The 23,319-nt window shown below is 26.0% G+C and carries 26 protein-coding genes; 9 read left to right on the forward strand and 17 right to left on the reverse strand.

The annotated features are described in order from the left end of the window. Positions 1–117: 117 nt before the first annotated feature. The 12 genes from GBG18_RS10570 to GBG18_RS10625 all read right to left on the reverse strand — a co-directional run bounded on the left by GBG18_RS10570 (position 118) and on the right by GBG18_RS10625 (position 10,584). Entirely contained in the window at positions 118–378 is a 261-nt protein-coding gene (locus GBG18_RS10570) for a hypothetical protein (protein WP_152190919.1), read from the reverse strand. Positions 379–495: 117 nt separating this feature from the next. Next, the gene (locus GBG18_RS10575; RefSeq protein ID WP_152190920.1) at positions 496–1,755 is read right to left on the reverse strand and encodes a hypothetical protein; all 1,260 of its coding nucleotides are present in this window, start codon (positions 1,753–1,755) and stop codon (positions 496–498) included. A 10-nt stretch (positions 1,756–1,765) separates the two neighbouring features. Next, positions 1,766–3,208 carry a conjugal transfer protein TraH gene (locus GBG18_RS10580; protein ID WP_152190922.1) on the reverse strand — a complete coding sequence of 481 codons (1,443 nt, stop codon included), beginning with the start codon at positions 3,206–3,208 and terminating at the stop codon, positions 1,766–1,768. After that, positions 3,196–3,741 carry a signal peptidase I gene (lepB, locus tag GBG18_RS10585; protein WP_152190924.1) on the reverse strand — a complete coding sequence of 182 codons (546 nt, stop codon included), beginning with the start codon at positions 3,739–3,741 and terminating at the stop codon, positions 3,196–3,198. Before lepB ends, GBG18_RS10580 begins: the two co-directional genes overlap by 13 nt. Next, positions 3,734–6,262, reverse strand: coding sequence for a TraC family protein (locus GBG18_RS10590; protein WP_152190926.1), 2,529 nt, complete (start codon positions 6,260–6,262; stop codon positions 3,734–3,736). Before GBG18_RS10590 ends, lepB begins: the two co-directional genes overlap by 8 nt. Position 6,263: 1 nt before the next feature. Then, a complete protein-coding gene (locus GBG18_RS10595) occupies positions 6,264–6,719 on the reverse strand; it encodes a TraV family lipoprotein (RefSeq protein ID WP_152190928.1) in 456 nt (151 codons plus the stop codon). Then, positions 6,716–7,225 carry a hypothetical protein gene (locus tag GBG18_RS10600; RefSeq protein WP_152190930.1) on the reverse strand — a complete coding sequence of 170 codons (510 nt, stop codon included), beginning with the start codon at positions 7,223–7,225 and terminating at the stop codon, positions 6,716–6,718. Before GBG18_RS10600 ends, GBG18_RS10595 begins: the two co-directional genes overlap by 4 nt. Continuing rightward, the gene (locus tag GBG18_RS10605; protein WP_152190932.1) at positions 7,215–8,519 is read right to left on the reverse strand and encodes a TraB/VirB10 family protein; all 1,305 of its coding nucleotides are present in this window, start codon (positions 8,517–8,519) and stop codon (positions 7,215–7,217) included. The genes GBG18_RS10600 and GBG18_RS10605 overlap by 11 nt, the downstream gene beginning before the upstream one ends. 2 nt (positions 8,520–8,521) lie before the next feature. Then, positions 8,522–9,340, reverse strand: a complete 819-nt coding sequence (locus tag GBG18_RS10610) for a TraK domain-containing protein (RefSeq protein ID WP_193311121.1) — start codon at positions 9,338–9,340, stop codon at positions 8,522–8,524. Positions 9,341–9,354: 14 nt separating this feature from the next. Then, entirely contained in the window at positions 9,355–9,918 is a 564-nt protein-coding gene (locus tag GBG18_RS10615) for a TraE/TraK family type IV conjugative transfer system protein (RefSeq protein WP_152190935.1), read from the reverse strand. 2 nt (positions 9,919–9,920) lie between these two features. Beyond that, the gene (traL, locus tag GBG18_RS10620; RefSeq protein WP_152190937.1) at positions 9,921–10,220 is read right to left on the reverse strand and encodes a type IV conjugative transfer system protein TraL; all 300 of its coding nucleotides are present in this window, start codon (positions 10,218–10,220) and stop codon (positions 9,921–9,923) included. A 55-nt stretch (positions 10,221–10,275) separates the two neighbouring features. Then, positions 10,276–10,584 (reverse strand): hypothetical protein, encoded by a 309-nt coding sequence (locus tag GBG18_RS10625; RefSeq protein WP_152190939.1) that lies wholly within the window; start codon positions 10,582–10,584, stop codon positions 10,276–10,278. 234 nt (positions 10,585–10,818) lie between these two features. Between GBG18_RS10625 and GBG18_RS10630 the strand changes: the two genes are divergently transcribed. Continuing rightward, positions 10,819–11,400: a helix-turn-helix domain-containing protein gene (locus GBG18_RS10630; RefSeq protein ID WP_152190941.1), complete on the forward strand. Its 582-nt coding sequence runs from the start codon at positions 10,819–10,821 to the stop codon at positions 11,398–11,400. A gap of 13 nt (positions 11,401–11,413) precedes the next feature. On the opposite strand, the gene GBG18_RS10635 is transcribed toward GBG18_RS10630, so the two are convergent. The 3 genes from GBG18_RS10635 to GBG18_RS10645 form a co-directional block, all read right to left on the reverse strand. Next, positions 11,414–12,229: a hypothetical protein gene (locus GBG18_RS10635; protein ID WP_152190943.1), complete on the reverse strand. Its 816-nt coding sequence runs from the start codon at positions 12,227–12,229 to the stop codon at positions 11,414–11,416. 286 nt (positions 12,230–12,515) lie between these two features. Then, entirely contained in the window at positions 12,516–12,713 is a 198-nt protein-coding gene (locus GBG18_RS10640) for a hypothetical protein (RefSeq protein ID WP_152190944.1), read from the reverse strand. A 150-nt stretch (positions 12,714–12,863) separates the two neighbouring features. Beyond that, positions 12,864–13,313 carry a hypothetical protein gene (locus tag GBG18_RS10645; RefSeq protein WP_152190946.1) on the reverse strand — a complete coding sequence of 150 codons (450 nt, stop codon included), beginning with the start codon at positions 13,311–13,313 and terminating at the stop codon, positions 12,864–12,866. A gap of 226 nt (positions 13,314–13,539) precedes the next feature. Here GBG18_RS10645 and GBG18_RS15345 point away from each other — a divergent pair, with 226 nt between their 5' ends. The 5 genes from GBG18_RS15345 to GBG18_RS10665 are packed head-to-tail and all read left to right on the forward strand — an operon-like array spanning position 13,540 to position 19,145. After that, positions 13,540–13,710 carry a hypothetical protein gene (locus tag GBG18_RS15345; RefSeq protein ID WP_193311122.1) on the forward strand — a complete coding sequence of 57 codons (171 nt, stop codon included), beginning with the start codon at positions 13,540–13,542 and terminating at the stop codon, positions 13,708–13,710. Next, positions 13,707–14,129 (forward strand): SH3 domain-containing protein, encoded by a 423-nt coding sequence (locus tag GBG18_RS10650; protein WP_152190948.1) that lies wholly within the window; start codon positions 13,707–13,709, stop codon positions 14,127–14,129. The genes GBG18_RS15345 and GBG18_RS10650 overlap by 4 nt, the downstream gene beginning before the upstream one ends. After that, positions 14,129–14,881 carry a disulfide isomerase DsbC N-terminal domain-containing protein gene (locus tag GBG18_RS10655; RefSeq protein WP_152190949.1) on the forward strand — a complete coding sequence of 251 codons (753 nt, stop codon included), beginning with the start codon at positions 14,129–14,131 and terminating at the stop codon, positions 14,879–14,881. Before GBG18_RS10650 ends, GBG18_RS10655 begins: the two co-directional genes overlap by 1 nt. Next, complete coding sequence (gene traF, locus GBG18_RS10660) at positions 14,878–15,801, forward strand: conjugal transfer protein TraF (protein WP_152190951.1); 924 nt, start codon at positions 14,878–14,880, stop codon at positions 15,799–15,801. The genes GBG18_RS10655 and traF overlap by 4 nt, the downstream gene beginning before the upstream one ends. After that, positions 15,798–19,145 (forward strand): conjugal transfer protein TraG N-terminal domain-containing protein, encoded by a 3,348-nt coding sequence (locus GBG18_RS10665; RefSeq protein WP_152190953.1) that lies wholly within the window; start codon positions 15,798–15,800, stop codon positions 19,143–19,145. Before traF ends, GBG18_RS10665 begins: the two co-directional genes overlap by 4 nt. A 324-nt stretch (positions 19,146–19,469) precedes the next feature. Here GBG18_RS10665 and GBG18_RS10670 read toward each other — a convergent pair whose 3' ends face one another. Together GBG18_RS10670 and GBG18_RS10675 are read right to left on the reverse strand one after the other, a co-directional pair. Then, positions 19,470–20,561 carry a HigA family addiction module antitoxin gene (locus GBG18_RS10670; protein WP_152190955.1) on the reverse strand — a complete coding sequence of 364 codons (1,092 nt, stop codon included), beginning with the start codon at positions 20,559–20,561 and terminating at the stop codon, positions 19,470–19,472. Next, a complete protein-coding gene (locus GBG18_RS10675; protein WP_152190957.1) occupies positions 20,551–20,856 on the reverse strand; it encodes a type II toxin-antitoxin system RelE/ParE family toxin in 306 nt (101 codons plus the stop codon). The genes GBG18_RS10670 and GBG18_RS10675 overlap by 11 nt, the downstream gene beginning before the upstream one ends. 605 nt (positions 20,857–21,461) lie before the next feature. Here GBG18_RS10675 and GBG18_RS10680 point away from each other — a divergent pair. From GBG18_RS10680 to GBG18_RS10690, 3 genes are read left to right on the forward strand one after another with little or no spacing between them, the layout of a single operon-like run. Next, positions 21,462–22,346, forward strand: coding sequence for a TrbC family F-type conjugative pilus assembly protein (locus GBG18_RS10680; RefSeq protein WP_152190958.1), 885 nt, complete (start codon positions 21,462–21,464; stop codon positions 22,344–22,346). Then, entirely contained in the window at positions 22,339–22,959 is a 621-nt protein-coding gene (locus GBG18_RS10685) for a hypothetical protein (RefSeq protein ID WP_152190960.1), read from the forward strand. The genes GBG18_RS10680 and GBG18_RS10685 overlap by 8 nt, the downstream gene beginning before the upstream one ends. A gap of 2 nt (positions 22,960–22,961) precedes the next feature. Further along, complete coding sequence (locus GBG18_RS10690; RefSeq protein WP_152190962.1) at positions 22,962–23,318, forward strand: hypothetical protein; 357 nt, start codon at positions 22,962–22,964, stop codon at positions 23,316–23,318. Position 23,319: the final 1 nt, after the last annotated feature.

Below are 23,319 nucleotides of genomic sequence, written 5' to 3' on the forward strand. Positions count from 1 at the left end.
TGTACTTATTGAACATGCTCCAAAGTTCAAGTCTTTTTGGAACAAGTTCAAAAGTAGTAAAAACTGCTCCAAATATAAGAGGTTGAAGAAGAGACTGTTCTAAATTTTGTGTCCTATTTAGGGTATCAGTATCACTCCTTCTTCAAGTTGACTCAAAGATTGTTTTTGATTTTGTAGATTTTCTTTAAATTCATTCATAAAAGACTTTTCTTTTTCAAAGTAATAATAAACCAACTCATTAAGCCATTTAGCTGCACTTATACGACCTCTCTTATATTTATCAGATGAATTCTCTTCCATTTTTGTAAAAGTGTAATACGTCTGGTGTTGGCTTAATAGTGTTGAGATATCTTTTAATTTAGAAATGGATGTTTTCATTTTGAATATTAACCTAGAAATATTAAAAATATTAAAAATATGTCATATTGTAATAATATATAATGTCAAATACTAAATATAATTAAATTTTATAGACAAAATAAATTATTAAAGAAATTAATTCGTAATATTACAAATCATATCTTTAACAACTTTTTCCATTGTATTAAGTGCTGCAATACCTTGATTAATTGATTTATCAAGATTCCCACAATCATATTTTATTGTTTCACTATTAAGTACAGGACATATATTGTTGTACTCACCTGTACAAAGTCTTGATTCACTTTTTTTTGTTTGGGTAAGACCAGAAGCACTTACACCTCTTACATTATTATCAGTAGTAACACTTGTATAAGTTTCATACCACTCTACCATGCAATATTCAGGATCAATATGTTTAAAATTAACTGATGTAGTATCATTCTTAGTGATTAAGTTCCCATTCTCATCTTTGTAAACAGAAGTATAGGAAATATCTCTTGGATTATTTGAATCTATACTCACACTTGATTTAGCAATACTAGTAACAAGTTTTATATCATCAAGTTCTTCAGCTGCAATAATATTTTTTGATTCATTTACTGCTACTGAAGATAAAAGTAATTTTGATTCATTCGTAGAAGGTATTAAACTAGCTTGACTAATCAATGTTGCATTACTTGGAATAGAACCATTAGATGAGTTATAAAGAGTACTAGCACTTGAACAATTATCATATTTTTGTGCATAGATATTAACATATGATGAACTAGGTTCTATTCGTGTAACCATTAAATTTGTAGTTGTTTGAACTAATGCAACAATAGCGCCACCTACATCATTTAAAATTTGAGATGAATCAGTAGAATATACTGAACCACAAATATCATTAATACAGTATGGAGAAACAGCATCTTTACTTTCAATTTCGTCAAGTGTTAATTTAGAACTTAAAGAATAATTCCAATCATAATATTTACATAAAAATAAATTATCACCTGTACAGGTAAAGACACCTTTTGTATGTATACCACCTATATTATCAAAAGATAAACTATCTTCAAAATTACCATCTAAATCAATATCAAGTTCTACATTAAGAGTTATATTATTAGTTCCATTAATAGAGATTCTAGATAGAAGTATGTTATCCCCTGCCTCTGTACAAGTCATATTAATTACACCAGATTTTGAACCATCTAAAGTTTCTATAGATGATTCGGATGTTATAGGTTGAGCTATATTCTTGTCAAAGTTATTTACATATGCATCTTTTGCAGTAGCACTTAAAGAAACTGCTAAATCTCTACTGTCCTTTATACTAGAGGATGTATTGACCTCAGCTTTAAGTGAAACAAAAAAATAGAAAACCAAAAAAATAAATTTTATATTCATTTACAATCCTTTATCGTAGAGTTTGTCTTCTATTTTGAGGGATATCTCTATTTAATAAGTTATCTATTCTTGTTTTATATGTTGGAATACTTAATAAATATTTATTTTTTTTTAATAAAAGATTTTGCTCTTTAACATTGTCTAATACCTTATTATATTTATCTTTTATTTTTGGATTTGAAGTACTTATCTTTTGTAATTCATTAATATATTGATTCAAAGATTCAAAAGCAAAATCTAATATTAAAGTCATTTGAAATTTAACATTCTCAAGTGCAATATACTTAGCATAGTCTTCAACTGACAAAGATGGTGACTCACCTCTCATTGCAAAGTGATTTAATATTCTTATTCCATTGTAAGGTAAAGCTTGAAGGTATAGAAGGTCATCACTATCTAATGATTTATCTTCTTTTAACTTATCTAATACAATTTTTATACTCTCTTCAATTTTATATGTCCAATTTTCTGTACCTGTAGAAAATATTATGTCTGAAGCATCAAAAGTAACTTCAAAACCTTTAGGCATATTTTCTAATTTTACTTCACTCCAATCATTAGTGTTTCCAACTAAATCAACAGTAGTTTTTTTGAATACACCATTCTTTTCTCCAATTAGAAGTTCGACTAAATCATTTATATTATGAATAGGAGTGATAGCTACATAGGTATCTTGCATATCATTATCTTGATCCATATATCCTACTACATCACCTACTAAACTTCTTGTAAGTTGTACGTAGTCTTTAGGGTCATAACCATTCAGTGTTGGAATTTTTTTAAGTCGAAGATTATTTAGAAAAGATCCATAAGCTTTAACTTTTTCTAATTTTAAACTTTTTCCATTAACTGTATCACTCCAACTATTAATCATGTCTGTAACACTATTAATGTTAAAATCTTTTTTATTAGTATTTCTTGCTTTCTGTGCGGCATAAGAATCAGAATATCTTGAATTGTTAGAATTAGCTAAAGATTCACCTATAGAATTACCTATATTTTCAGATATACCACAAGCGTCTAGAGAAAAATTGTTTATTGCTTCAACAACTTCTTCTATATCTTGCATAATAGTTGAACATTGTGAACATGCAGTATCTATTGCCATTTTAAAAGCAAAAGCAGGAGCTTGAGAAGCAATTAATTTTAATTTTTGTACTAGGTTATCAAAATCTAGAAATGAGATAGAACCAAAACCTATTTCTACACCATTACAACCAACTGAAAACTTTGGTGTTTCTGCATGAATAAGACTAATATTACCTAAATTCTTCCATTGTACTCTAGCTCCACCACCAGAATAAGAGTTTGTAAGTGATGTTTGTAATGAAGTGGCATTAGTAGTCTGTACCGCAACTTGACTATCTGCATAATTTTTCCAACCTCCATATGATAAAGATGAACTAAGTAATAGTCCAATAGTTACATGAGTTAATTTTTTTACAGCTTCCATATGGCTTTTCCAATAATATCTTTTTTATCAACAAAACCCCAATATCTACTATCATAACTTTTAACATATGGAGTCCATACAAAATATTTATCTTTAGGTACTTTTCCTTTATATTTAAACTGTTTTAATACATTACCTTTTCCATCAATTTTTAGTGCAGATCCATAGTATTTTTTATTACATTTTATTTGAGATGAATCAACTACTAAATCATCACCTTGCATGCAAATAACGTATTTAATAAAATTTTCACCTTTATCAAAATAAATAGAATCTTTTTCTTGAAAAACAAAACCAATTAAATCTTCTCTTACTAATGTATCAAGATTAGTAAACTTATCAATAATAAATACTCTTTCATGTAATGAAGGTGTAAAATTAAGCCCTACGACATAATTACTTTTAAAAACAGTTCTAATAATTATTGATAAAACTATAATTATTAGAACAGAAACTATTGAGTAAATAATAAACTTTTTTTTGCTATTTTTATAAGAGCTTTTAATTTTAGATAATAATCTAGCTTTATCCATTTTCTTGATCCTCAATAATTTTTTTAATAGCTTCTATTTTTGTAAGATTGTTATTAGTCATATATGAATTAATAAGTTTTTTATCTGCACCATCTGTTGTTGTAAGATAATAGAAGAATGTAGGCATTAATAGTCTAAGTGACATTTTTACATTTGATGAATTTATACAAAAAATTTCTGAATATTCTCTTTTTTGAGTTCTAATCTTTCTAATGATCTTTTTATCTATTTCATTAAACGAAAATATTCCAGAATTTAGTAAAAGGTTAGTAGATGTTTCTTGTTGGTTCATAAAAAACTTCCATGCACTATTATCAATAATTGTTTTACCTGCACGACTTAAACCACCATCACTATCATAAATATCAGAAAAACCTTGAGTTGCTAAAATAATTGAACCATTAAATTTTCTTGCTCGTCTATAAGCCTGTTCAATAAAATCATCCATTCTTGGATTTTTTCCTAAAAATCTATGTGCTTCATCAAATATAATTTGAATTCTTGGTTTATTTGTATCTGTTGAATACATAACTTTACCAATATGATACAGAAGTAACATAACTAATGGATCTCTTAATTCTGGATGATTTTCAACACCTTTAAATTCTACAGCCATCATATCTTTATCCATTGAGAATTGGCATCTTCCAGAAAACCATTTTTCATAAATCCCACCTTGACAATAAATGTCTAATTGTCTTGAGAAGTCACTAAATCTTCTATCATCTTGACCATAATCTTTAAATATTGCATCTCTAATATTTGTTATTTCCAATTCATTTCCAAATTGTGCGAATTGTTCTTTTATCACTTGTTGTAATGTATTTGTTATTAGTTTTTCATCTTCTTCTGCACGTCTAAGAGATTTTGAAGAACCTAGTAAATATATAAATGAAGACAAATAAGGTAACTCATCATTTAACTCATCTTCATTTTTAATATCAGTATAGGGATTAAATGAAATTGCATTAAAAGTCGGGTCTAAATCAAGATATTGACCATCTAAATTTTCTACAAGTCCTGTAAATGAATTATCATAATCTAAAACGAAAACTTTATCCCCTCTAGCATAAGAATTGTAAGCTAGCATATTTAATAATACCGATTTACCTGCACCAGAAGTTGCAACAAGAAATGCATTAAAGTTTGTACTTGAACTATATAAATCTACACCTGCTAAAACACCTCTCCTTGTAGTTAATAATAGATTATGTCCATCACCTTTTGAATCAGCTTCTAATGGAAATAAATGCGCAGCTTGTGAAGAAAACAATGTTCTAAATTTACCACCTATATTATAAAAATATTCGTTATTCATAGCCATAGGTAATGCAGATAAAAAAGCTAGATGATGAATACCTTTGGTTTTTTCAAGTTTTAATTTTGTTAAACCATCATTTGTTTTTTTCCAATATGATTCAATTGTCTGTTGATTTAATAAAGTTTCTTTGAAATCTTTTCCAGAAACTAATACATCTAAATCGTATTCAAATAAAGTTTCCTTCTTTTCTTGAATTCTATCTATTATCTCTAGTGATTCTTTTTTCTTTGCTTCAAACTTTCTAAAAATTGGACCCCAATCTTGAGTGTTAATAAAAGAATGTGTTTTAACAGTTTTTGAAGCAGATTTTTTTGGTTTTCTTTTTATTGTTGCATTAATGAGAAAACTATCATTAAATTGATTAGAGTTTAAAGAATCAGATAAATAATCACCTAGTTTTAAACCAAATTCAAAAATATGAGCTTTATCACTTATACTTTGTAGTGTTGAATTAACCCAACATTTAGTGTCATTAATATTGATATAATCGTCATCTACAACAAATTTTGTATTTTTTGAAACGACTTGTTGATTTAAGAACTTTTTATCATCATAGAATGGATAATTATCAATTGGAACTTGTGGATTCATTAACTCAAATGATAATTCTAATATATCGTGTTTATCTAGTGTTTTTGGGTTCATTTTATTTGCATTTAAAATATTAAACATATCAGATTTAAATTTTTTTATTTCTTGAGGGTCTTTATTTATTGGAAATACAACACTAAAAACAACTCTAATATCTTTTATGCTTGTTTGCATTTGAGTAGAGCAAGGTTCTTCAGTTTTCTTTAGTATAAAATCACAAATCATATCAATAGAATCATCTACTTCCTTTCCATCAACAGACTCTTTACCCCTTTCTTTATGCGAATTTCTATAACTACTTAAAAGATGTTTTATATTTTTAGAGCCATAATACATAACTGATAAGTAAGCATGTTCAGGCATCTTTTCAAATATTTCAATCATTGTACCTGCTGTATCATTTCCAGAACGTGTATGGGGGGATAAAAGTTCAATTGCAAAACTAACTGAATCATCATTATTATGAAAAAGTTCAGTAGAATCATCATATGAAGTATATGGAATAAAATCTGATATCTTATTATTCTCAAATAAATTTTTCCAAGAATTAGTTGGAATAGAATTAATGGGACCTATATGTGCTTGAAAATATTTCTCAAATAATGACATCTTATTTTTCCAAAATTGATTTATATTGATCTACAACAGTATTGTTATTAATAGGATTAGATTTAAGTGCAATTTCTCCATTCTTAACTTTTATCCAAACACTTTGTTGTTCGTGCCAGATATCATCTTTAGTTTCATAAGGAAAAATTTCAACTTTTGCAAAAATTGGTTCTGTAAAAATAGGTCTTTGTAAAGAAAAATCAGAAGTTTTATTTTCAATTAGAGAATGACCTACATTTTTCTTCATGTAGTCAGCATCTTCTTTTAACATCTGCTCATGACCTTTTTTAGCTTGATTGGTCTCTAAATATCTTTGCTTCAAATAATTCATTTTTTCTTTATAACTACTATTATCAATATTTGTAGTGTCAATAATAGTTTTAGGTTGACTTTTAAATGAACAAGCACTAAAAGATAATGCAATTAGGATTAATGTTAGGTGTTTTACGTTTTTCATCTGATTTCCTTATTTTGAGTTTTTAATTCTAAATTCTCTTCATGAAGAATTTCGTTTTTCAATCTCATATATTTAATTAATTCTTGAGCATCAAAATTTAAATTATTAGAAGACATATTTTTATTTTTTACCGTATCCTTTATAATCTCTTTTAATTTTTCTTTTGTAGATTCATCAAAATCATATATTTCTAAAATATATTTTAATTTTGGTCTACTAAATGAACTTATTTGATACCAATCTAATATTTCATCATTTCCAAAAATAGAGTTTCTAATAATTTCTTGTTCATCAAGTTCTTCAACTAAAATTGTCTTTTGTTTATGAGTAAAAGGAATTGTATTTTTATCTAAAAAAGTATCTTCATAATTTTTAGATACAGATTGACAGTTCCCTGTATTTAAACCTTTGTTACAAACAAATGTTTCTTTATATGGCAATATACATCCTGTAAAATTAATTGATATTACAGCACTTGCAATAAGTAAATTGATATTAGTTTTCATCTTGTGTAGCCTTTTCTTCATCTGAAATAAATTTTAGTGCAGTTCTTGAAGTTGATATAAGTTCAGCATTTCTATTTGCATCAATTTCAATTACTGGAAATACTTGATCAGCTAATTTTAAATAGAAATCAGCAAGTTTATTTGAACCACTTTCTAAACCTTTATATAGACCTGCTTTAAATGAATCTGAACTACTTGAACTATTTGCTGTTGTTTGAGTTGTAGAACCTGTAGCTGCTGATATTGAATCAATAATAGTTTGACCTTGATTACCAAATGCAGTACCCACAGAAGATACAAAACTAGCAATGATTGTTCTAGCTAAAATTGCACCTTGCTTTGATACAACTCTTCCTCTAAGACCTGCTTTACCATCTTCACCTGTTACCATTGCTTTAAAAGGCATATCAATAGTTCTACCTGTTTTGCTAACACATGAAATATTATTTGTTCTAATATAAACTCTTTCACTACTTAAATCTCCATATCCTTCACCCATTACAAAACATTCTTTTAAATCATAATCAAATTTATTAGGGAGTATTGAAAGGTCATTTATCTTCATTAATAATGGAATAGGGTTAGTTTTTGCTTTTGACATTGTAGGAGCATCAAAACCATTTAATAAAGTCACTTTTGATATTGTTCCTGTCGGTAAATAATCAATTATCTCTTTTTTTTTTGATTTCTCATCTTCTTCAAAAACTTCATCTTCTTTAATTTCTTTTACAACTAATGCTTGACTAAGTTTTACATAAGTTTTAGTTGCTTTTTTAGTTGGTACAAACGTAGATTTTTCTACAAAAGGTTTTGGAAAATCACTAAATAAACCAGAAGAATCTAAATCTTTGCTTTTAGTTTTTGGCATACCAAAATATTCTCTACTAGGCATTTTATTACTATCTTTACTTACTGTATTTTCAGTATCTTTTAAAAGCTTTTTATTCTCTTTTTTAGTTTTACCATTGTTGCTTAAAAAAAGTCTTTTTAAACCCTCAATTTCTTTTTTAAGAATTTCATTGTCTTTTATAATCTTTTGAGTATCCATTCTACTAATATCAATATCACCAGATACATCATTAATCCATTTAGTTTTAACTGTATCGTTCTCATCAACTAATTTAGATGCTTCAAGTTTTGTTTTAACTTCTTGTTGTTGAACATACTCTTGTCTTTTTGGGTCATTCGTTAATAAAAAAATGATTCCAATAAGAACAACAAATGCAGCACCAAATAAAACAAATTTTACAAGTTTTTGATTTTTCTTAGCAGTATTAGGGTTAGAATTTATCATTGTTAGCCTTTGTTAGTGTATTTAATTACTATTAACTTAGCTTCATCATTTGGTAATATTTTATAAATTCTATTACCATAATATAATGTGTAAGAAACCAACAATTCTTTTCTATTAACTATTGAATAAAGTATTTTCTTAGTATCTGGTATTGAAAGGATAAAATCATTTGAATTTTTTATATTGTATTCATTAATAGTATATTTATAACCATTGTAAGTTCTAAATAAAGTTACATCCATATTTGCTCTAATTTCAGGAATATATACAGAGCCAACTTCTTTATTAATATCTTTAGTTTCATATCCTCTTAAAGGACTATTGTTTAATATATTTAAAGTAAGGTCGTTTGCAATATGTTTTACAAAACTTGTATCACCTTTTAAATCTAATTTAATATCTTTTATTTTATTTTTAAATGATTCTGTAATAGTTACAATAGTAGATTCTTGTTTTTTAGGATGTAATATAAAAGAATAAGTTTTATCTTCTGTAACTACAAATAATTCATTAACCATTGCTTTATTATATACAATATTACTAGTACCTTTTGTAACTGTTTTAGCACCAACTTTAACTTGTTCTTCTTCTCTATAAGGAGCAAATTTAACAAACATTTCATTACCTGTAACAGTTACTAATAAATCTTTTTCTTGTGAAGATATTTGTTTTTTAATTTGACTAGGAAATACTAATCTATTAGTATCACTTCTAGATAAATTAATGTGTTTAGTCGAATTTAAATTATCAATTACTATATTCTTTGCACTTAATGAGCTTAGAGATACAAGTACTGATAATATAATATTTAGCTTTTTCATCTGTTTCATTTTCCTTATTCAGTTAAACCATTTAGTTTTAGATTGATAATATAAAATTGTCCATATTTAACTTCATAATCAATTTCCAAATTAACATCTTTAGTTCTTAATAATTTTGTTGTAATAAAATCAGAAATTGAACCATTAACAACAATTTTATTTTTCATATGAGTATTAATTGTACTAATATGAAATGATCTAGATATATCATTACTAATAATATAATTAACCATCTTCTTCAATTCAACTCTTACTGTTTTGTAAGTACTACTATGTACTAAAGGAATAATATTGCTCACCAATACATTGGCATTATTAACTGATACATTAAGTAAGTTATGTGCAATAAAATTACCAATCATCTCTTTATATGATTCTGATACAACATCACCGCTAACCCAAAATTCTTTATAAGTATTTTGTGGTGGCAAAAATACTGTTTTTTTTGAATTACTATTTGTTATTACTTGATTTACTAAATAAATGTTACTTACTGTTAAGAGAATCATTGAAAATTTTAGTAAAGCATTTTGTGAAAGAATATTATCTTTCATATTGTTAAATATTTTAAAATCCATTTTTAGCCTACAAATACTCTTAATTCAGATTTTGGCAATCTGTTCGTTTTTGGTTTCTTCAAACCCAACATATACAAAATATGAGTTAAATAACTTTTGTATTTTGTATCTTTTATTTTTTCATTAATTATTAGAAATGATATTCCAAAAAATAAACTCAAATAAACAAATACACCACTAAATATAATCGCAAAACCTGCACTTCCTACAGCTATAATAAAAGAATCCATTTCCCAATTCATGACCATAGGCATAGTATCAATGTATTTATTTATATCAATATATTTTGACTCTTCATTCATAATTTAACCTTTTTCCAAATAATAAGAGAGGTAATCTCTTATTATTTAACTTTGTTTAGTAAATACCTGCACCAGAGAATGAAGCAGCGACAGTTGTAATATTTACTACAATAACTAATAGAACTAATGAAACAATTCCTGAAATATACATTTTTTGGAAAAATAAGAAGATAGAAAAAATTAAAATTAACATTCCTACAATACTTGTTACAGCAGGGTCAGCAAACCAACCTTGAACTTTTACCCATGTTGTAGCTAATCCTAAAGCATCTCCTGTACCAGCTGCAAAAGAACTACCTGCTAATAATACGAAAACAGCTAAGAAAGCTGTGAACATTTTATTTCTTTTAATCCATGACATCATAATGTGTCTCCTTGTGTTTTATATGTTAAGGTTAACCCTTATTTAATAGTTCTCATAAAACAAAAAAACCACGTTGAAAAATTTTTAAAATTTAGAATTTTATATTCATTAGTGTATAATCGCTTAAATAAGACACATGATAAATTAATAGGTAGCAAAAGACAGAAACACTTAGGCTATAGAACATTAATAGTAGCAAATTAATAAATTAAATAAAGCTAGGGCATAAAAATAATGGACGAAATAACCGTTGATAAAAAACAAACAGATGTATGGACTAATAAACTAAAAGATATATTAAATGTAAGCTCTTCTAAAGATGTAGCAGATGAATTAAATATTTCAGCATCACAATTTTCACAAATGAAAAACAATGGAAAATTTCCGTATGAAAAATTAATAAACTTGATGATAAAAAAGAAACTATCATTAGATGATTTTTTTGATTTAAAAAACTCTATTGATAAAGAAGGTATAGTTCCTTATTATAAAAATACTGATAAATATATTTTATTAGATGGAATAGAAAATAGTAAAGATAAGCTAAGAGCTATTAAACAAAATAATAAATTTATTGTCTTTGATACTTCTATAACAGAATACCAAAATGATGGTTTTTATGCATTTACTCAAAATGATTTTATAATTGTAAGATATTTCAAGTGTAATATAGATGATGAAGATGTTTCAAAAGTAAACTTGGAACTTTCAGCGATTGATAACAGAGATGATAAGAAAATTATAGATAGTAAGAATTTAGGAAAAATTAATTTTATTGGAAGAGTTGTTTACATTATTGATAAAGAAGACTTGTAGAATCTAAAAGATTCTACCTTCTCATAAGTATATTTACTCCCTCACATGTACAATATCTATTAACTTTAGTATTAACATTTCCAATCTTTGAAACAAACTCCCATTTATCATCTAAACTTTCTTGTAATAAGGAATATCCAGTATTCTCAATATTGTAATTTTTACAAGATTTAATACAAGTATTTGAATAATCACTATTGTTAATAAAACTTGTATTAAAGATAAATGAATGTGTGCCTGTTCTTTCACGTAGTTTATTAATTTTTATATTTGATAATTCTATCTCTTTTATTTTTTTTTCATCATCTTTTTTTCTAGAATTAATATTGTCTAAATAATCAATTTTTGAATACTTTGATATATTTATTACATTATCTCTATATCTATCTTTAAATCTTTGAGTATGACTATTAATTCTAATTAATTCAAGATATTCATCTGTCTTTTCTATATAGCATCCATGTAATGTTGCATAATCTACAATTCTATTGGCTGCTTTTAAATTACCTTCTAAATTAAGAACTGTAGTTGATCCTAATACAGGAGTGTATTTTTTTAACTTACTATTTTGTAATTTACAAAACTTAAAAACTAAGTTGTAAGAATTACTAGGAATATATGCATTCATACCTTTTCTATTTTCTTTAACTTTTATAAAATTATAGAATTGTCTAACATTCATTTTTTTTAATTCTTCATCACTTATTTGTTTATTTTTTACAGTTTCGACTATTCTATATTCATAGATTTTTTTTGAACATCCACTTACTAAAACTGATAAGAAAATTACTAAAAATATATTAAGAAGTGAATTAGATTTATTATTCATTTTTTTCCTTTTTATTATTTATTGAAAATTTTAGATTTATAAAGAATCTGTTTTTTAATAACTATTCCTTATTTAATTATTTACATTACTAGTAATTAATATAAATAATGTATTGTCTTTAATAAGGATATCTTTTATATTTGTATTAAGAAAGCTTTATTTTAAACTCTCAAATTACAAATAATTTAACTTACCTCGACTTCTTTTTCTTCTTTTAAGTTTATTAAAGTTAATAAATACTTTTTGATATTACTCTCCACATCTAACAATTAAAAAAATGTAATATTTAAACCTCTACTCCATTCAAATAATTTCTAATTTCTATATCACCTAATTTTATATCTTCTATTTGAAGATTAGAACTTTTTATTTCAGATGAATTCATCATCGTCTCACAGACTTTATTATCGATTCCTTTAAAAACTAAAAAGCATAAATCATCAATTGAAAAGGCTTTATAAAAAATTGTACTTTTGTTTAACATTCTTTTCCCCTCAGAAAAATAAAAAGTTATTGTATGTAAATAATTCTTAAAATTATCATTGTAATTCAACTTTTTTTTGTAAAATTTAATTCAAATATAATAAATATAAATTTTTAAAGTGTATTATTTACAACAAACCTAACTAGCTTATTAAATGCTATTTTTATATTTTGAAAGTATTATTTTTATTATTTCTCTAATAAAATTTAAACCATCTTTCGTAGCATTAATTCTACCATCTAAAGCTAGATATTTAACTAGTGCATCACCACTTATTTTTTCCCATTCTGCAGTAGTGAATTTATCTTTAAAAGATTGAATAGTTTTCGTCTTATCATACAAGTACATTCTATTTCTTAAAGCATCTTTTTCTTTTTTAAATTCATTTAGATACTTATTCCTGTAACTGAAGAAAAATTTCTTTTTTTTATAATTGTTATCTATATGCATATGTATAAATTGTTTATTGAAGAACTTAGTAATTAAGACATTTGTACGTGTTGCCTTTGCTAAATCTTCACCCTTAATAATTGCAGTTAGATATTCTCTTTTCATGAAATTCTTAATTCGTGTTGTATTGTGTTTGTTTTGTTTTTCCATTTTTTCCCTTAAATTAGATTTAAAATACCGTTGGTAATTTGACCTATATGTTTAATAACTTGTAGCGCGTAATACTTTTTTATCTTTTGCCTTAAATAGTAGTTCTCATAGAATAAAAAAAACACGTTGAAAAAATTTGAAAAAAACTAATAAAATTTTTAATATATCAACGTAAAAACTTTATTTAATGAGAATGTATAGGTAGAGATTAGAAAAAAGGAAGTGTATGCTAAATATCAACATTAAAGAAAAAGGTGCAGAATTAGATATTCAAGTACATGTTGAAGAAAATTTAGACAAAAGCAAATTAAAAAGTATTGAAAAAATATTAAGTCTGCTGAGTAAGAAGTTTGGTAATTTTGCAAAAAACAAAAATAAAAATAAGGAAGCAAAGTGAGAAAGAAAATTCTTGGATTAAGTATTGTTTTAGGATTAAATATTTTACAAGCAAATGAGCTTGAGTTAGTTGGTAAAAATGTTATTAAGAATACAAGTGAAATAAAAAAATTATTAATGGAAATTAATCATCTAAAGTCACTTTTAAAATTAAAAAACATAGTATCGGATAATACAAAAATATCTGTAGATAATACAAACATAATTGAACAGGATTATATTAAAAATTTTGTGAGAATTACTGCACATTTTTTAAATGTAAGATCAAAACCAAACAATAAAAGTAAAATAATTAAAGTTGCCAAAAAAGATGAAATATATGAAATTACAAAAATATATTCTGAAAAAGGTAACAATAAATATTGGATTAATATCGGAAATGGTTATGTGAATAAAATTTTTGTTGAAGAGGTTTACTAATGTTAAAAAGAAAAACAGTCAGTTTAATTGTATTATTATCTATTGTTGTTAATTTAAATGCAGAGATTAAAAAAGATATAAATCATGAATTTGAATTGATTAAAGAAGTTATTCCAAACACAAAAATTATGAAATACAAGAAGTCAATGATTGATGGATTTTATAATGTTTACTTTGAGAATGGTCAAATAATATATGTTAATCCTTACAAAAAAATGATTTTATTTGGTGAAATTTGGAATTCATCTGGATTAAGTTTAACAAATGCAGATAGAGAAAAATGGAAAAAAGAGTTAAAAGGTGAAGGAATTACTGTTAGCAAAGAAGATTCTGTTATTGCAGAATTAAAAAAGAATGATGAAGTTCATAAAGAATGGAATAAAACATTAGTAAAAAATGGTGTAAAGTATGGAAAGGGTGGTAACCAGAAGTATAAAGTAATTGTTGTTGAATCCCCTACATGCCCTTACTGTAGGAAACTAAATAAATATTTGTCAGAATTTGACAACACTACTTACAAATATTATTCTAATGAAGCTAAATCTATAGATGTATATAAAAATAAGTATAAAGTAAAAAATCCCAAAGAAGTATTAAAAATACAGGGCGAGATACTTAAAAATAAAATAAATGGAATTGGAGTACCTTTTGGAATAGTTATTGATGAGAATAGTGTCGTAGTAGATACTATTTTAGGGTTTTCATCAAGTGATAAAACTAATATTGGGAAATGGAATAAATATTTAAAATGAAAAAATTAATTTTTTCTATATCATTGATTATAATAAATGTAAATTTGGAACTATACGCATTCAATAATAATTTTTATAATGAAAATAAAGAAGGTTATTTTTATTATAAGGATGAAATCATTGAAGAAGAAAAAGTTAAAGATAATAAAATTATTAAAAAAGATATTAGTATTACAGTAAGTGAATATAGTAAAACTGAAGAAATGATGAAGATGTCTTTTGAAGATGATAAAGAAAGAGAGTTAAGAAAAAAGAGAGAAGACAATTTTATGGCTAATATCCCATTTCATAAATTAGATGAAATGAGTACCGAAGAGATTAAAAGATTACTTGATATTACAAGAAATATTTCAACAGGAAGACCTAATAAAGAGTTTGTAAAAAAGTATGCAGCAGTACAAAAATTTTGGGTTGATAAATCAGAAAACTTTGCTAAGTCTTGGAGTGTAGCAAATTTAGAAAATCCAGATGAACTTCTTTATAATGATATAGGATGGACTTCTAGAGATAGAGTCAATTTAAAGAAAAAGAAAGTTAAAGAAGATAAAAAATTCTTCAAGAAAATAAAATCTAGAGCAGGTTATATTGTAATAATTGAAGATAAATCTGATACAGGATTACTACAAGATACTAAACTACTTTACGAAAAAGTAAAAAGTCAAACAGGTTTAGATTATTTAATTTATGATTACTATGAAGTTAGTGAAACATTAAAAAGACAATTGAAAATTAAATTAGAAACACTTCCCGAAAATATACTTTTATATGTTAATAACAAAAATAAAAAGATTTATAAGAGAGTTGTCCAAGGTTTTAGTGCTTCTACAAAAATTGTAAATAATACAAAGTTTATTTTTGAGAATGCAATACTTGAAAAAGATAAAAATCCTGAAGATAGAATTAAAAAAGGAAAGAAATGAAAAGATATATAATATTAATATTTGTATTATATTCTCAATTGTTTTCTGGTGTTAGTGGTGAAATTTATACTAATGGATATCATGAATATATTGTAAGTGTTTTAAATGCTATTTCTGGATTAGCTGCAAGTAACAATGAAACACTTATAAAAATAGCAACTTCAATTGCTATATTAATATTAACAATAAAAATTTTATTTAACCAAAGTGCAAGAGCAGTTGCAGGGTTTGAAATTCTAAAATATGGAACTTTAATACTTGCAATACAAGCACTTTTTATATCAGCACCAGATGATGATAATCATGCATATGCAGTTATTGATAAAATATCAAATCAAACTACAGAAGTAAGACAAATACCTAAAGGGATTGGAGAGTTTTTAACAATGTTCTCTAATTTAGAAGATGGAATTATGAGTAAAATGGAATTATATTTAACAACACCTAATTCATTATCATATAGACAAGCAGGTTTAGGTTTTACTATATCTACTCAAATGGAAATTATGCGTTCTGATATAGTTGATGAAAATTTAAAGAAAACATTTCATGAATATATTTTAAACTGTAAAGTTGATGGAGATTTTTCTGCAAATAGCCAAAATTTAAATGACATTTTATCAAGTGAAGGTGAAGACATAATTAATAAACTTGAATCACCTAAAAGTTTATTAACACTTATATATTCTGATACAAATCCACTAGGAGAAATTAAAGAATGTAAAGAAGCATGGATTGATATTAAAGCAGGAATAGGTGTTGAATCTATTAATCATATTGAAGCATATTCAAAAGCTAGAGGATTAATAGCAGCTACTTATTCAGCAAAAGTTGCAGAAGCAGTAATGATTACAGGAAGTAACTCTGCAACAATATCAGCAAAAAAACAATTAGAAGCTTCAATTGCAAGAAATGCAACACTAGATTCAATAAAAAAAGTTGCAACCTTTAATGGAGTTTCAGATTCACTATTAGCAAAACAAGTTTCTATATCTGAATTATCAATGACAAATGCATCTATACTATCAAATTATCAAGCTCAAGGTACATTGCCAATTCTTAAAGCAGTATGTATGTCTTTTCTAATTGTTCTATCGTGGATAGTAGCAATTTTAGCAATTGCAACAATGAATATACAATACATAAAATTTATTATAATGTTAAATATTTGGTTAATGCTTTGGTCACCATTATTTCAAGTATTAAATTATGCAATTGATTTAATGGTAGATGATGCATTGTCTTTATATAGTAATGGAATAAGTGCTTCAACTCAAATAGGAGTTTATGAAATACTAGGTGGTAAATTAGCCGTTATTACAAATCTAGTGTGGTCTGTACCTATTTTAGCTTTTGCAATAGCTAAAGGTAGTGAAATGGGAATGGTAAGTTTTATGAATGGAATGTTATCTCCTGTACAAAATGCAGCACATCATGCAGCTAAAACAGATGTACAAAGTGCAACAACAGGAAATGACAGTTATCTTACTTCTGATGGTTCATTAAGTCAATATGGAGTATCTAGTAACTCACAACTTACAGGAGTAGGTGGTCAAAGTACAAAACTAAATGATGATGGTAACACTATATCAACTATTAAAGGTACAGGTGTTACTAAAGCATCAAGTGGATTAAATGGTAATTTAGGTGCAGCTATAGATGGTAATGGAAATATTAACGTAAGTAATGATCAAGCAAGTGCATCATTACAAAATAGTGCATCAACAAGTTTAAGTTTGGCAGAATCTAATGTAAAAAGTATGCAAAGTAGTTTAGTAAAAAGTAATGAAAATGCAGTTAGTAGTATTTCAAATGTGGGTGAAAATAATACTCTTACTAGAAGTGATGGAAGTGCTTTTAAACTTAGTGAATCTACTTCTGAAACTATTGGTTCTATGACAAGTAGTGCAAGTAAAGAAGCATTTGGTGCAAGTTCTAAAAGTGCTTTAGTAGATTCAATTATGGAAAGTTCTGATGCTAAAAATGCATTAAATTTAAAAGCTGATAGTTCAAGAAGTGTAGTTGGTGCAGCAGTTGCAGGATTATCTGGATTATCTGGTTCTTTAAATAGTGCAGGGCAAGTTAGTTTATCATCAAGTGATGGAACAAAATTTGAGTTATCAAAAGATTCATCATATGGTCAAGAATATAGCCAAAACTTTAATAAGTCATTATCAAATCAAGTTTCATCTTCAAAAGAGAATTCATTAGCTTATTCAGATGCATTGAGTGCATTTAAAGGTGAAAGTCAATCAGATAGCAATTCAACAAGTAGAAAAATGCAAGATGCATATAGTGAACAAGAGAGTGCTTCACAAACATTTCAAGATACTAAATCATTAGGTTCATCACAAAATGCAAATCTTTTAAATAGTGCTTTTAATAATTACTTTGATAATAACAGTAATTGGGATGATGCAAATAATGAAGAAAAATCAAACTTTATGGTAAATCAGATGAAAACTTGGAGTCAAGATATACAAGGTATAAATAATATGAGTGACTTTATATCTGATAACGCAGGTACTCCTAAATTAGAGAATACTGTAGATACTATTAATAGTATTGATAATAGAAGTAATGATTTAAAAAATGATGTTGGTTCATTAGATGAGGTTCAATATAATCCAAGTTCAATCAATAATACAAGCAATGAAATCAATGGAACGAATTCAAATATTCAAGGTTCTAGTGCAAGTAATGGAAATTTAACAAGCCAAGTAAATGGCAATTTAAAAGATGATGGAAGTATACAAAGTACTGTTAACGATAAAACAGATAAAGCAGGGAACTTTATTGATTCACATAGAGATAACAATGCAAATAAAGTTGATGAAAGTATCTTGATTAATACAGCTGATGGTATGAACACTTTAGGTGAAGGTGCAAAAGATGTTTATAAAAGCATTGCAGGAAAAGATGATCATGTTAATGCTGATTTAAAACAGTATGCAGATAATAATAAAGTAGTAAATGATAGTACTTATTCAAATGCAAAATTAGGTAATAATAACTTAGTAGAACATGGATGGATTAATGATGATATAAATTCAAGTGCTATGCAAAATGCAAGTACTGAAACATTAGCAAGAATATATAATCACGATTTAGCTGAAGATACATTAAGTGATAGTTCTAAAAGTAGTTTAAAAAATGAACTTACTGATAGAGGTTATGATACAAATAACAATGAGTTTTCTAGCAATTATGAAAATCAAACAATAAAAGCAGATTCAATAATTCCAAATGGGGATAATAGTAATGTTGGTTCAAGTATAAAAAGCAATAATGAATTAAATAGTATTAAGAGTGACTTTAATAATACATTTAAACCAAGTTTCTAGTGAATCATTATTGCTATTAAAATACGAAAATATTGTGGTAGCAGTATTTCGGCCCCAGCGGTTACAGGTTCGACTCCTGCCAGGCATACCATCTAAAAGCCCTATATAATCAATGTTTACAGTGTTTATGTCAGGCTTTTTAAGTTTATATACTTTCCTTAGAATCACAAGTAAATGCTATTTTAATGAATAATTTTACTAACCAAGAAATAAAAAAATTGAATCTTTATAGTCTATATATTTATATTAACTAACTATAAAAATTCTAATTTTATAAATTGAGAATTTTAATATTTTAATAAAGGCTTATTTTCTAGAAATAAATTATTTTGTCCATGAATATCTATCTCTTAGTGAGGTATATTTATAATCCTTATATGTAATAATTTCTTCATGCATTAATCTTCCCACAATAATAGAAACTTTAATATTATTTGTTTTAGCGAATTTTTGCACACTGGATGTTGTAATAGAATTGTTTTTTATAAATTCTTTATATGAATCTTTATCAATTAATGTATTCTTTGCAAAGTTGTTCGCTTCATTCTCTTGTTTTTCCAAAGAATCATCTGAATATCCATCCTCTAAAAATATTTCCCTTTTATTATGTAATAAGATGTGTCCTATTTCATGAAAAAGGTTAAACCAAAATAAATCAGAGAATCCACCTCTGATAGTCATAATAAGAACTGCTTTTTCTTTGTTTGCCCAAAGAGTAGCTCCATAAACTTTTGTCTTTGCAAAGTGAGGTTGCATTACAAATGCAACGCCACAATCAGCTAAAGTATTTTTTATCTTGCTAATTGCATCGTTTATATTATCTAAATTCATAAAATTTTTTATCTCAACTAGTGAATCATTTAATTTAGTTTTATTAAACACTTTTGTTTCTATTTTTTCTGATAAAAGTACACCAGTTCTAATCCAAGCAGCTATTGCTTCATGTGATATGCTTTTATGATTTGAAATTCTAAATGCAGGTTCATATGCTTTTACATTGCATAAGTGAGAAAGTTTAGAAACTTTGAAAAATCTTTTTAATTCTTCAACCTTTTCGATGGCCTTTCTTGTTTCTTTAACTAAACCCATTTTAGATAAATCAAGATATGGAAACTTAACTAGTAATTTTGTTTCTTCCCGTTCTAATTCTCGTTCCAATTCTTTTGCTAAAACCATTTGATATTCATTTTCTAACCCAGTCCATATATGAGCAGGTACACCTAATACATCTTCCAACTGTAATGCAGTCGTAGGTGTAATACTTTTCTTACCATTAATTATTTCATTAACCATTTGTGCAGGACGGTCAATTCTATGAGATAAATCAGATTGGCTCATACTTAAATCTTCTAAAACTTCTTCTAAGTACTCTCCCGGATGTATTGCTAAATCTGATTGGTAAATATTAGTTTCCATAATGATCACTCACTTCCTCTATTTTTGCGATGTCGAAATTACCTTCTCCATCATTAGTTATTATAAGTCTCCAAAATCCAGTTAGGCTGATTGCAAATTCCCCTTTTCTATTACCTTTTAAAGGGTGGAATTTCAATCCTGGTAATGAATACAATTCCTCAAAACTCTTTGCTGTTTTAAGTATAGTTATTCTTTGTATATATTTTCTACCTACTTGGGGTCCATATTCTTTGATTGCTTCTTTTGATTGTATATATTGTTTCTCTAATTTTTTTGTTTTAAAGTTTACTTCCAATTACTATCCTTCTTCACCCCTAAGGTGAAAATAATACTTTATTTTGCCTATATTTAAGCTTAAATTAATCCTATCTTCTTATATTTAACTCTATATAAGATGCCACGAAGTTTCTAAATACTTTGTATAAACCTCATCAATACTAAATACATTAATGAGGTTATATGAGCGTGAGGTCGAAGTTTTTAATTAGTAGTGTATTTATTATTTACACCAATCTTTAGACTTCTTTCCTCCATGATAAGGAATAGCAAGTTTTCTCTTGATCAGTTCATTAGATAAGTTCTTGTCTTGTTCATTGTAGACATTAGCAATTGGAGCGGTAACATGAATTCATACTCATTTTTAATCATCACTAAACCCACATTTCATTGTTATGCATATATAATTTCCCTCATTTTATTTTAGCTTCATTTCCATCTAATGTTTTCAAATATCCTGATCCTATATGTATAAATATTTTTTATAATAATTAATTCTTAATAGTTTACTGATATTACTACCTAACCTAATTTAATCAACTTAAAAATAAATAAATTAAATTCCACAACGTGTTTTTACAATTTAATGAGAACTTATATGTACAGAGATAAAAAAGGCTTAAAATGAAAAAAAGTTTATTATGTTCATTAATTTTAATCTCATATATGAACGCAGATACAGATAAAGAACTGTTTATTGATAAGTATATGAAACAAGATAAAACAGAACAATACAAAAGAGATGCAGAAAGTTTTAGAAAAAATTTAAGTACAGATGTAGATATTAAAAAGATGTCTGGAAAAGATTTAGATACAAAACTTGATACTACTATTAAAAAGAATCATAATGTTAAAGATGCTACGAAGATAGCTGAAGAAATAAATGGATTAATTAAATCTTCTGAATACAAGAAAAAAGTTACTGAATATAAAGATTATATCTTGAAAGATAAAGAATTGAATTTCCAAGAAAAGATGGGTGACTATTCAAAAGAAATTAAAAAATCTCCAAAAAAAGCTTATAGAAATAATTTCTTAGCAAGTGATGAAAGATTAATTGTTGCTATAAGTGAATTAATACCAAAAGAAGTAATAAAGAATTATTTCAAATCGTTAAGTGAAAATTATGACGATGTTTTATTTGTACTTAATGGGTTTATTGGAAACAATCCAAAAAAGATAATGCCAACTTTAAAATATGTTAATGACTTACTTAGTAAAGATAATAAAGACGAAAAGGATAAATACTTATTTAGAGTTGACGTAAACCCAAAAATATTTTCTAAATACAATTTAACTGAAGTACCTGCAATCATATTTATTAAGAACTATAACCCTTATATGGAAATACAAGGTAATGGAAAAGATGATAAGAGTAATGAAGATGTATATGTATCTTATGGAGATAGCAATATAAAATATGTTTTAGAAAAAATAAACAAAGATGCAAAGAGTAATGGACTAACTAAGTTAATTAAAAATATTCAAAAAGGATTCTTTAATGAATAAAACAATTTTAGTATTAGTTGCAGCTTTTACACTAAATGCAGAAACAATAACAACTTATAAGAATGGACATACTTATGAGATAAAAGAAAGAAATATTATTGAATTATTTAGAAATCATGTTGCAAATAATAAAGATGCAATTAAAAAGAGATTTACAGCAGAACGAAACAGAATGATTAAAAAAATAGATAATTATAAACCTAATACTTTAACTTTAGATATACCAACATCAAAAAAAGCAAAAGTATTCTACCCAGATATTGAATATACAACAAAAAGAGATATAAAAGATTCTAAGGGAAAAATACTATACAAAGAAGGGTTTAAGTTTAATCCTTTGAACTATATCTCTATGAATGATAGATATTTATTTATAGATTATTCTGATAAGAAGCAAAGAGCTTGGGTAAAAAGTCAAAAATTTAATGAGGATATTACTACCAGAATTATCATAACAAATGGAAAAATTTTTGATGCAATTAAAGATTTTAAAAGAGAGGTTTTTTATGCAAGTGATGTACTGATAAAAAAGTTTGAAATTGAAGCAGTACCTTCAATTGTAGAACAAGAGCAAGACAGAGTTAAAGTAACACAATTTAAAGCAAAGGATTAAGAATGAAGAAAAGAATAGTAGGAGTACTAGTTGTACTTAGTGCGAGTCTGTATGCTAGTAGTGTACCAAATATTTTACAAGACTATAAACTAATTATTGAACTAATAGATGATTTAGCAAATAAGATTGATTCAAATGAAGAAAGTCTTAGAACAAGTGACTCAAAATTATCATTAATAAAACAATCTCAAAATTTAATGAGTAATGAAATATCTACAATTAAAGAATCTCAAAATTTAATTGAACAAAAGATATTACTATTTAAATCAACAAAAAATATAGAAGTTCAAGAAGGTGTTTATTCAATTGAGAAATTAGATGAAGAAACAAAAAAACAATTAGTAAATAATTTAAGATAAT

The sequence above is a fragment of the Poseidonibacter ostreae genome (assembly GCF_009208075.1).
Classification (GTDB): Bacteria; Campylobacterota; Campylobacteria; order Campylobacterales; family Arcobacteraceae; genus Poseidonibacter; species Poseidonibacter ostreae.

Bases quoted from the DNA above. Each gene is read 5' to 3' on its own strand.
- GBG18_RS10635 (WP_152190943.1), bottom strand. From the start codon at position 12,229: ATGAATAATAAATCTAATTCACTTCTTAATATATTTTTAGTAATTTTC.
- GBG18_RS10690 (WP_152190962.1), top strand. From the start codon at position 22,962: ATGAAGAAAAGAATAGTAGGAGTACTAGTTGTACTTAGTGCGAGTCTG.
- GBG18_RS10610 (WP_193311121.1), bottom strand. From the start codon at position 9,340: ATGAAAAAGCTAAATATTATATTATCAGTACTTGTATCTCTAAGCTCA.
- GBG18_RS10645 (WP_152190946.1), bottom strand. From the start codon at position 13,313: ATGGAAAAACAAAACAAACACAATACAACACGAATTAAGAATTTCATG.
- GBG18_RS10640 (WP_152190944.1), bottom strand. From the start codon at position 12,713: ATGTTAAACAAAAGTACAATTTTTTATAAAGCCTTTTCAATTGATGAT.
- GBG18_RS10570 (WP_152190919.1), bottom strand. From the start codon at position 378: ATGAAAACATCCATTTCTAAATTAAAAGATATCTCAACACTATTAAGC.
- GBG18_RS10590 (WP_152190926.1), bottom strand. From the start codon at position 6,262: ATGTCATTATTTGAGAAATATTTTCAAGCACATATAGGTCCCATTAAT.
- GBG18_RS10615 (WP_152190935.1), bottom strand. From the start codon at position 9,918: ATGGATTTTAAAATATTTAACAATATGAAAGATAATATTCTTTCACAA.
- GBG18_RS10625 (WP_152190939.1), bottom strand. From the start codon at position 10,584: ATGATGTCATGGATTAAAAGAAATAAAATGTTCACAGCTTTCTTAGCT.
- GBG18_RS10600 (WP_152190930.1), bottom strand. From the start codon at position 7,225: ATGAAAACTAATATCAATTTACTTATTGCAAGTGCTGTAATATCAATT.
- GBG18_RS10580 (WP_152190922.1), bottom strand. From the start codon at position 3,208: ATGGAAGCTGTAAAAAAATTAACTCATGTAACTATTGGACTATTACTT.
- GBG18_RS10575 (WP_152190920.1), bottom strand. From the start codon at position 1,755: ATGAATATAAAATTTATTTTTTTGGTTTTCTATTTTTTTGTTTCACTT.
- GBG18_RS10605 (WP_152190932.1), bottom strand. From the start codon at position 8,519: ATGATAAATTCTAACCCTAATACTGCTAAGAAAAATCAAAAACTTGTA.
- traL (WP_152190937.1), bottom strand. From the start codon at position 10,220: ATGAATGAAGAGTCAAAATATATTGATATAAATAAATACATTGATACT.
- GBG18_RS15345 (WP_193311122.1), top strand. From the start codon at position 13,540: ATGCTAAATATCAACATTAAAGAAAAAGGTGCAGAATTAGATATTCAA.
- GBG18_RS10655 (WP_152190949.1), top strand. From the start codon at position 14,129: ATGTTAAAAAGAAAAACAGTCAGTTTAATTGTATTATTATCTATTGTT.
- GBG18_RS10685 (WP_152190960.1), top strand. From the start codon at position 22,339: ATGAATAAAACAATTTTAGTATTAGTTGCAGCTTTTACACTAAATGCA.
- GBG18_RS10665 (WP_152190953.1), top strand. From the start codon at position 15,798: ATGAAAAGATATATAATATTAATATTTGTATTATATTCTCAATTGTTT.
- traF (WP_152190951.1), top strand. From the start codon at position 14,878: ATGAAAAAATTAATTTTTTCTATATCATTGATTATAATAAATGTAAAT.
- GBG18_RS10680 (WP_152190958.1), top strand. From the start codon at position 21,462: ATGAAAAAAAGTTTATTATGTTCATTAATTTTAATCTCATATATGAAC.
- GBG18_RS10595 (WP_152190928.1), bottom strand. From the start codon at position 6,719: ATGAAAAACGTAAAACACCTAACATTAATCCTAATTGCATTATCTTTT.
- GBG18_RS10670 (WP_152190955.1), bottom strand. From the start codon at position 20,561: ATGGAAACTAATATTTACCAATCAGATTTAGCAATACATCCGGGAGAG.
- lepB (WP_152190924.1), bottom strand. From the start codon at position 3,741: ATGGATAAAGCTAGATTATTATCTAAAATTAAAAGCTCTTATAAAAAT.
- GBG18_RS10630 (WP_152190941.1), top strand. From the start codon at position 10,819: ATGGACGAAATAACCGTTGATAAAAAACAAACAGATGTATGGACTAAT.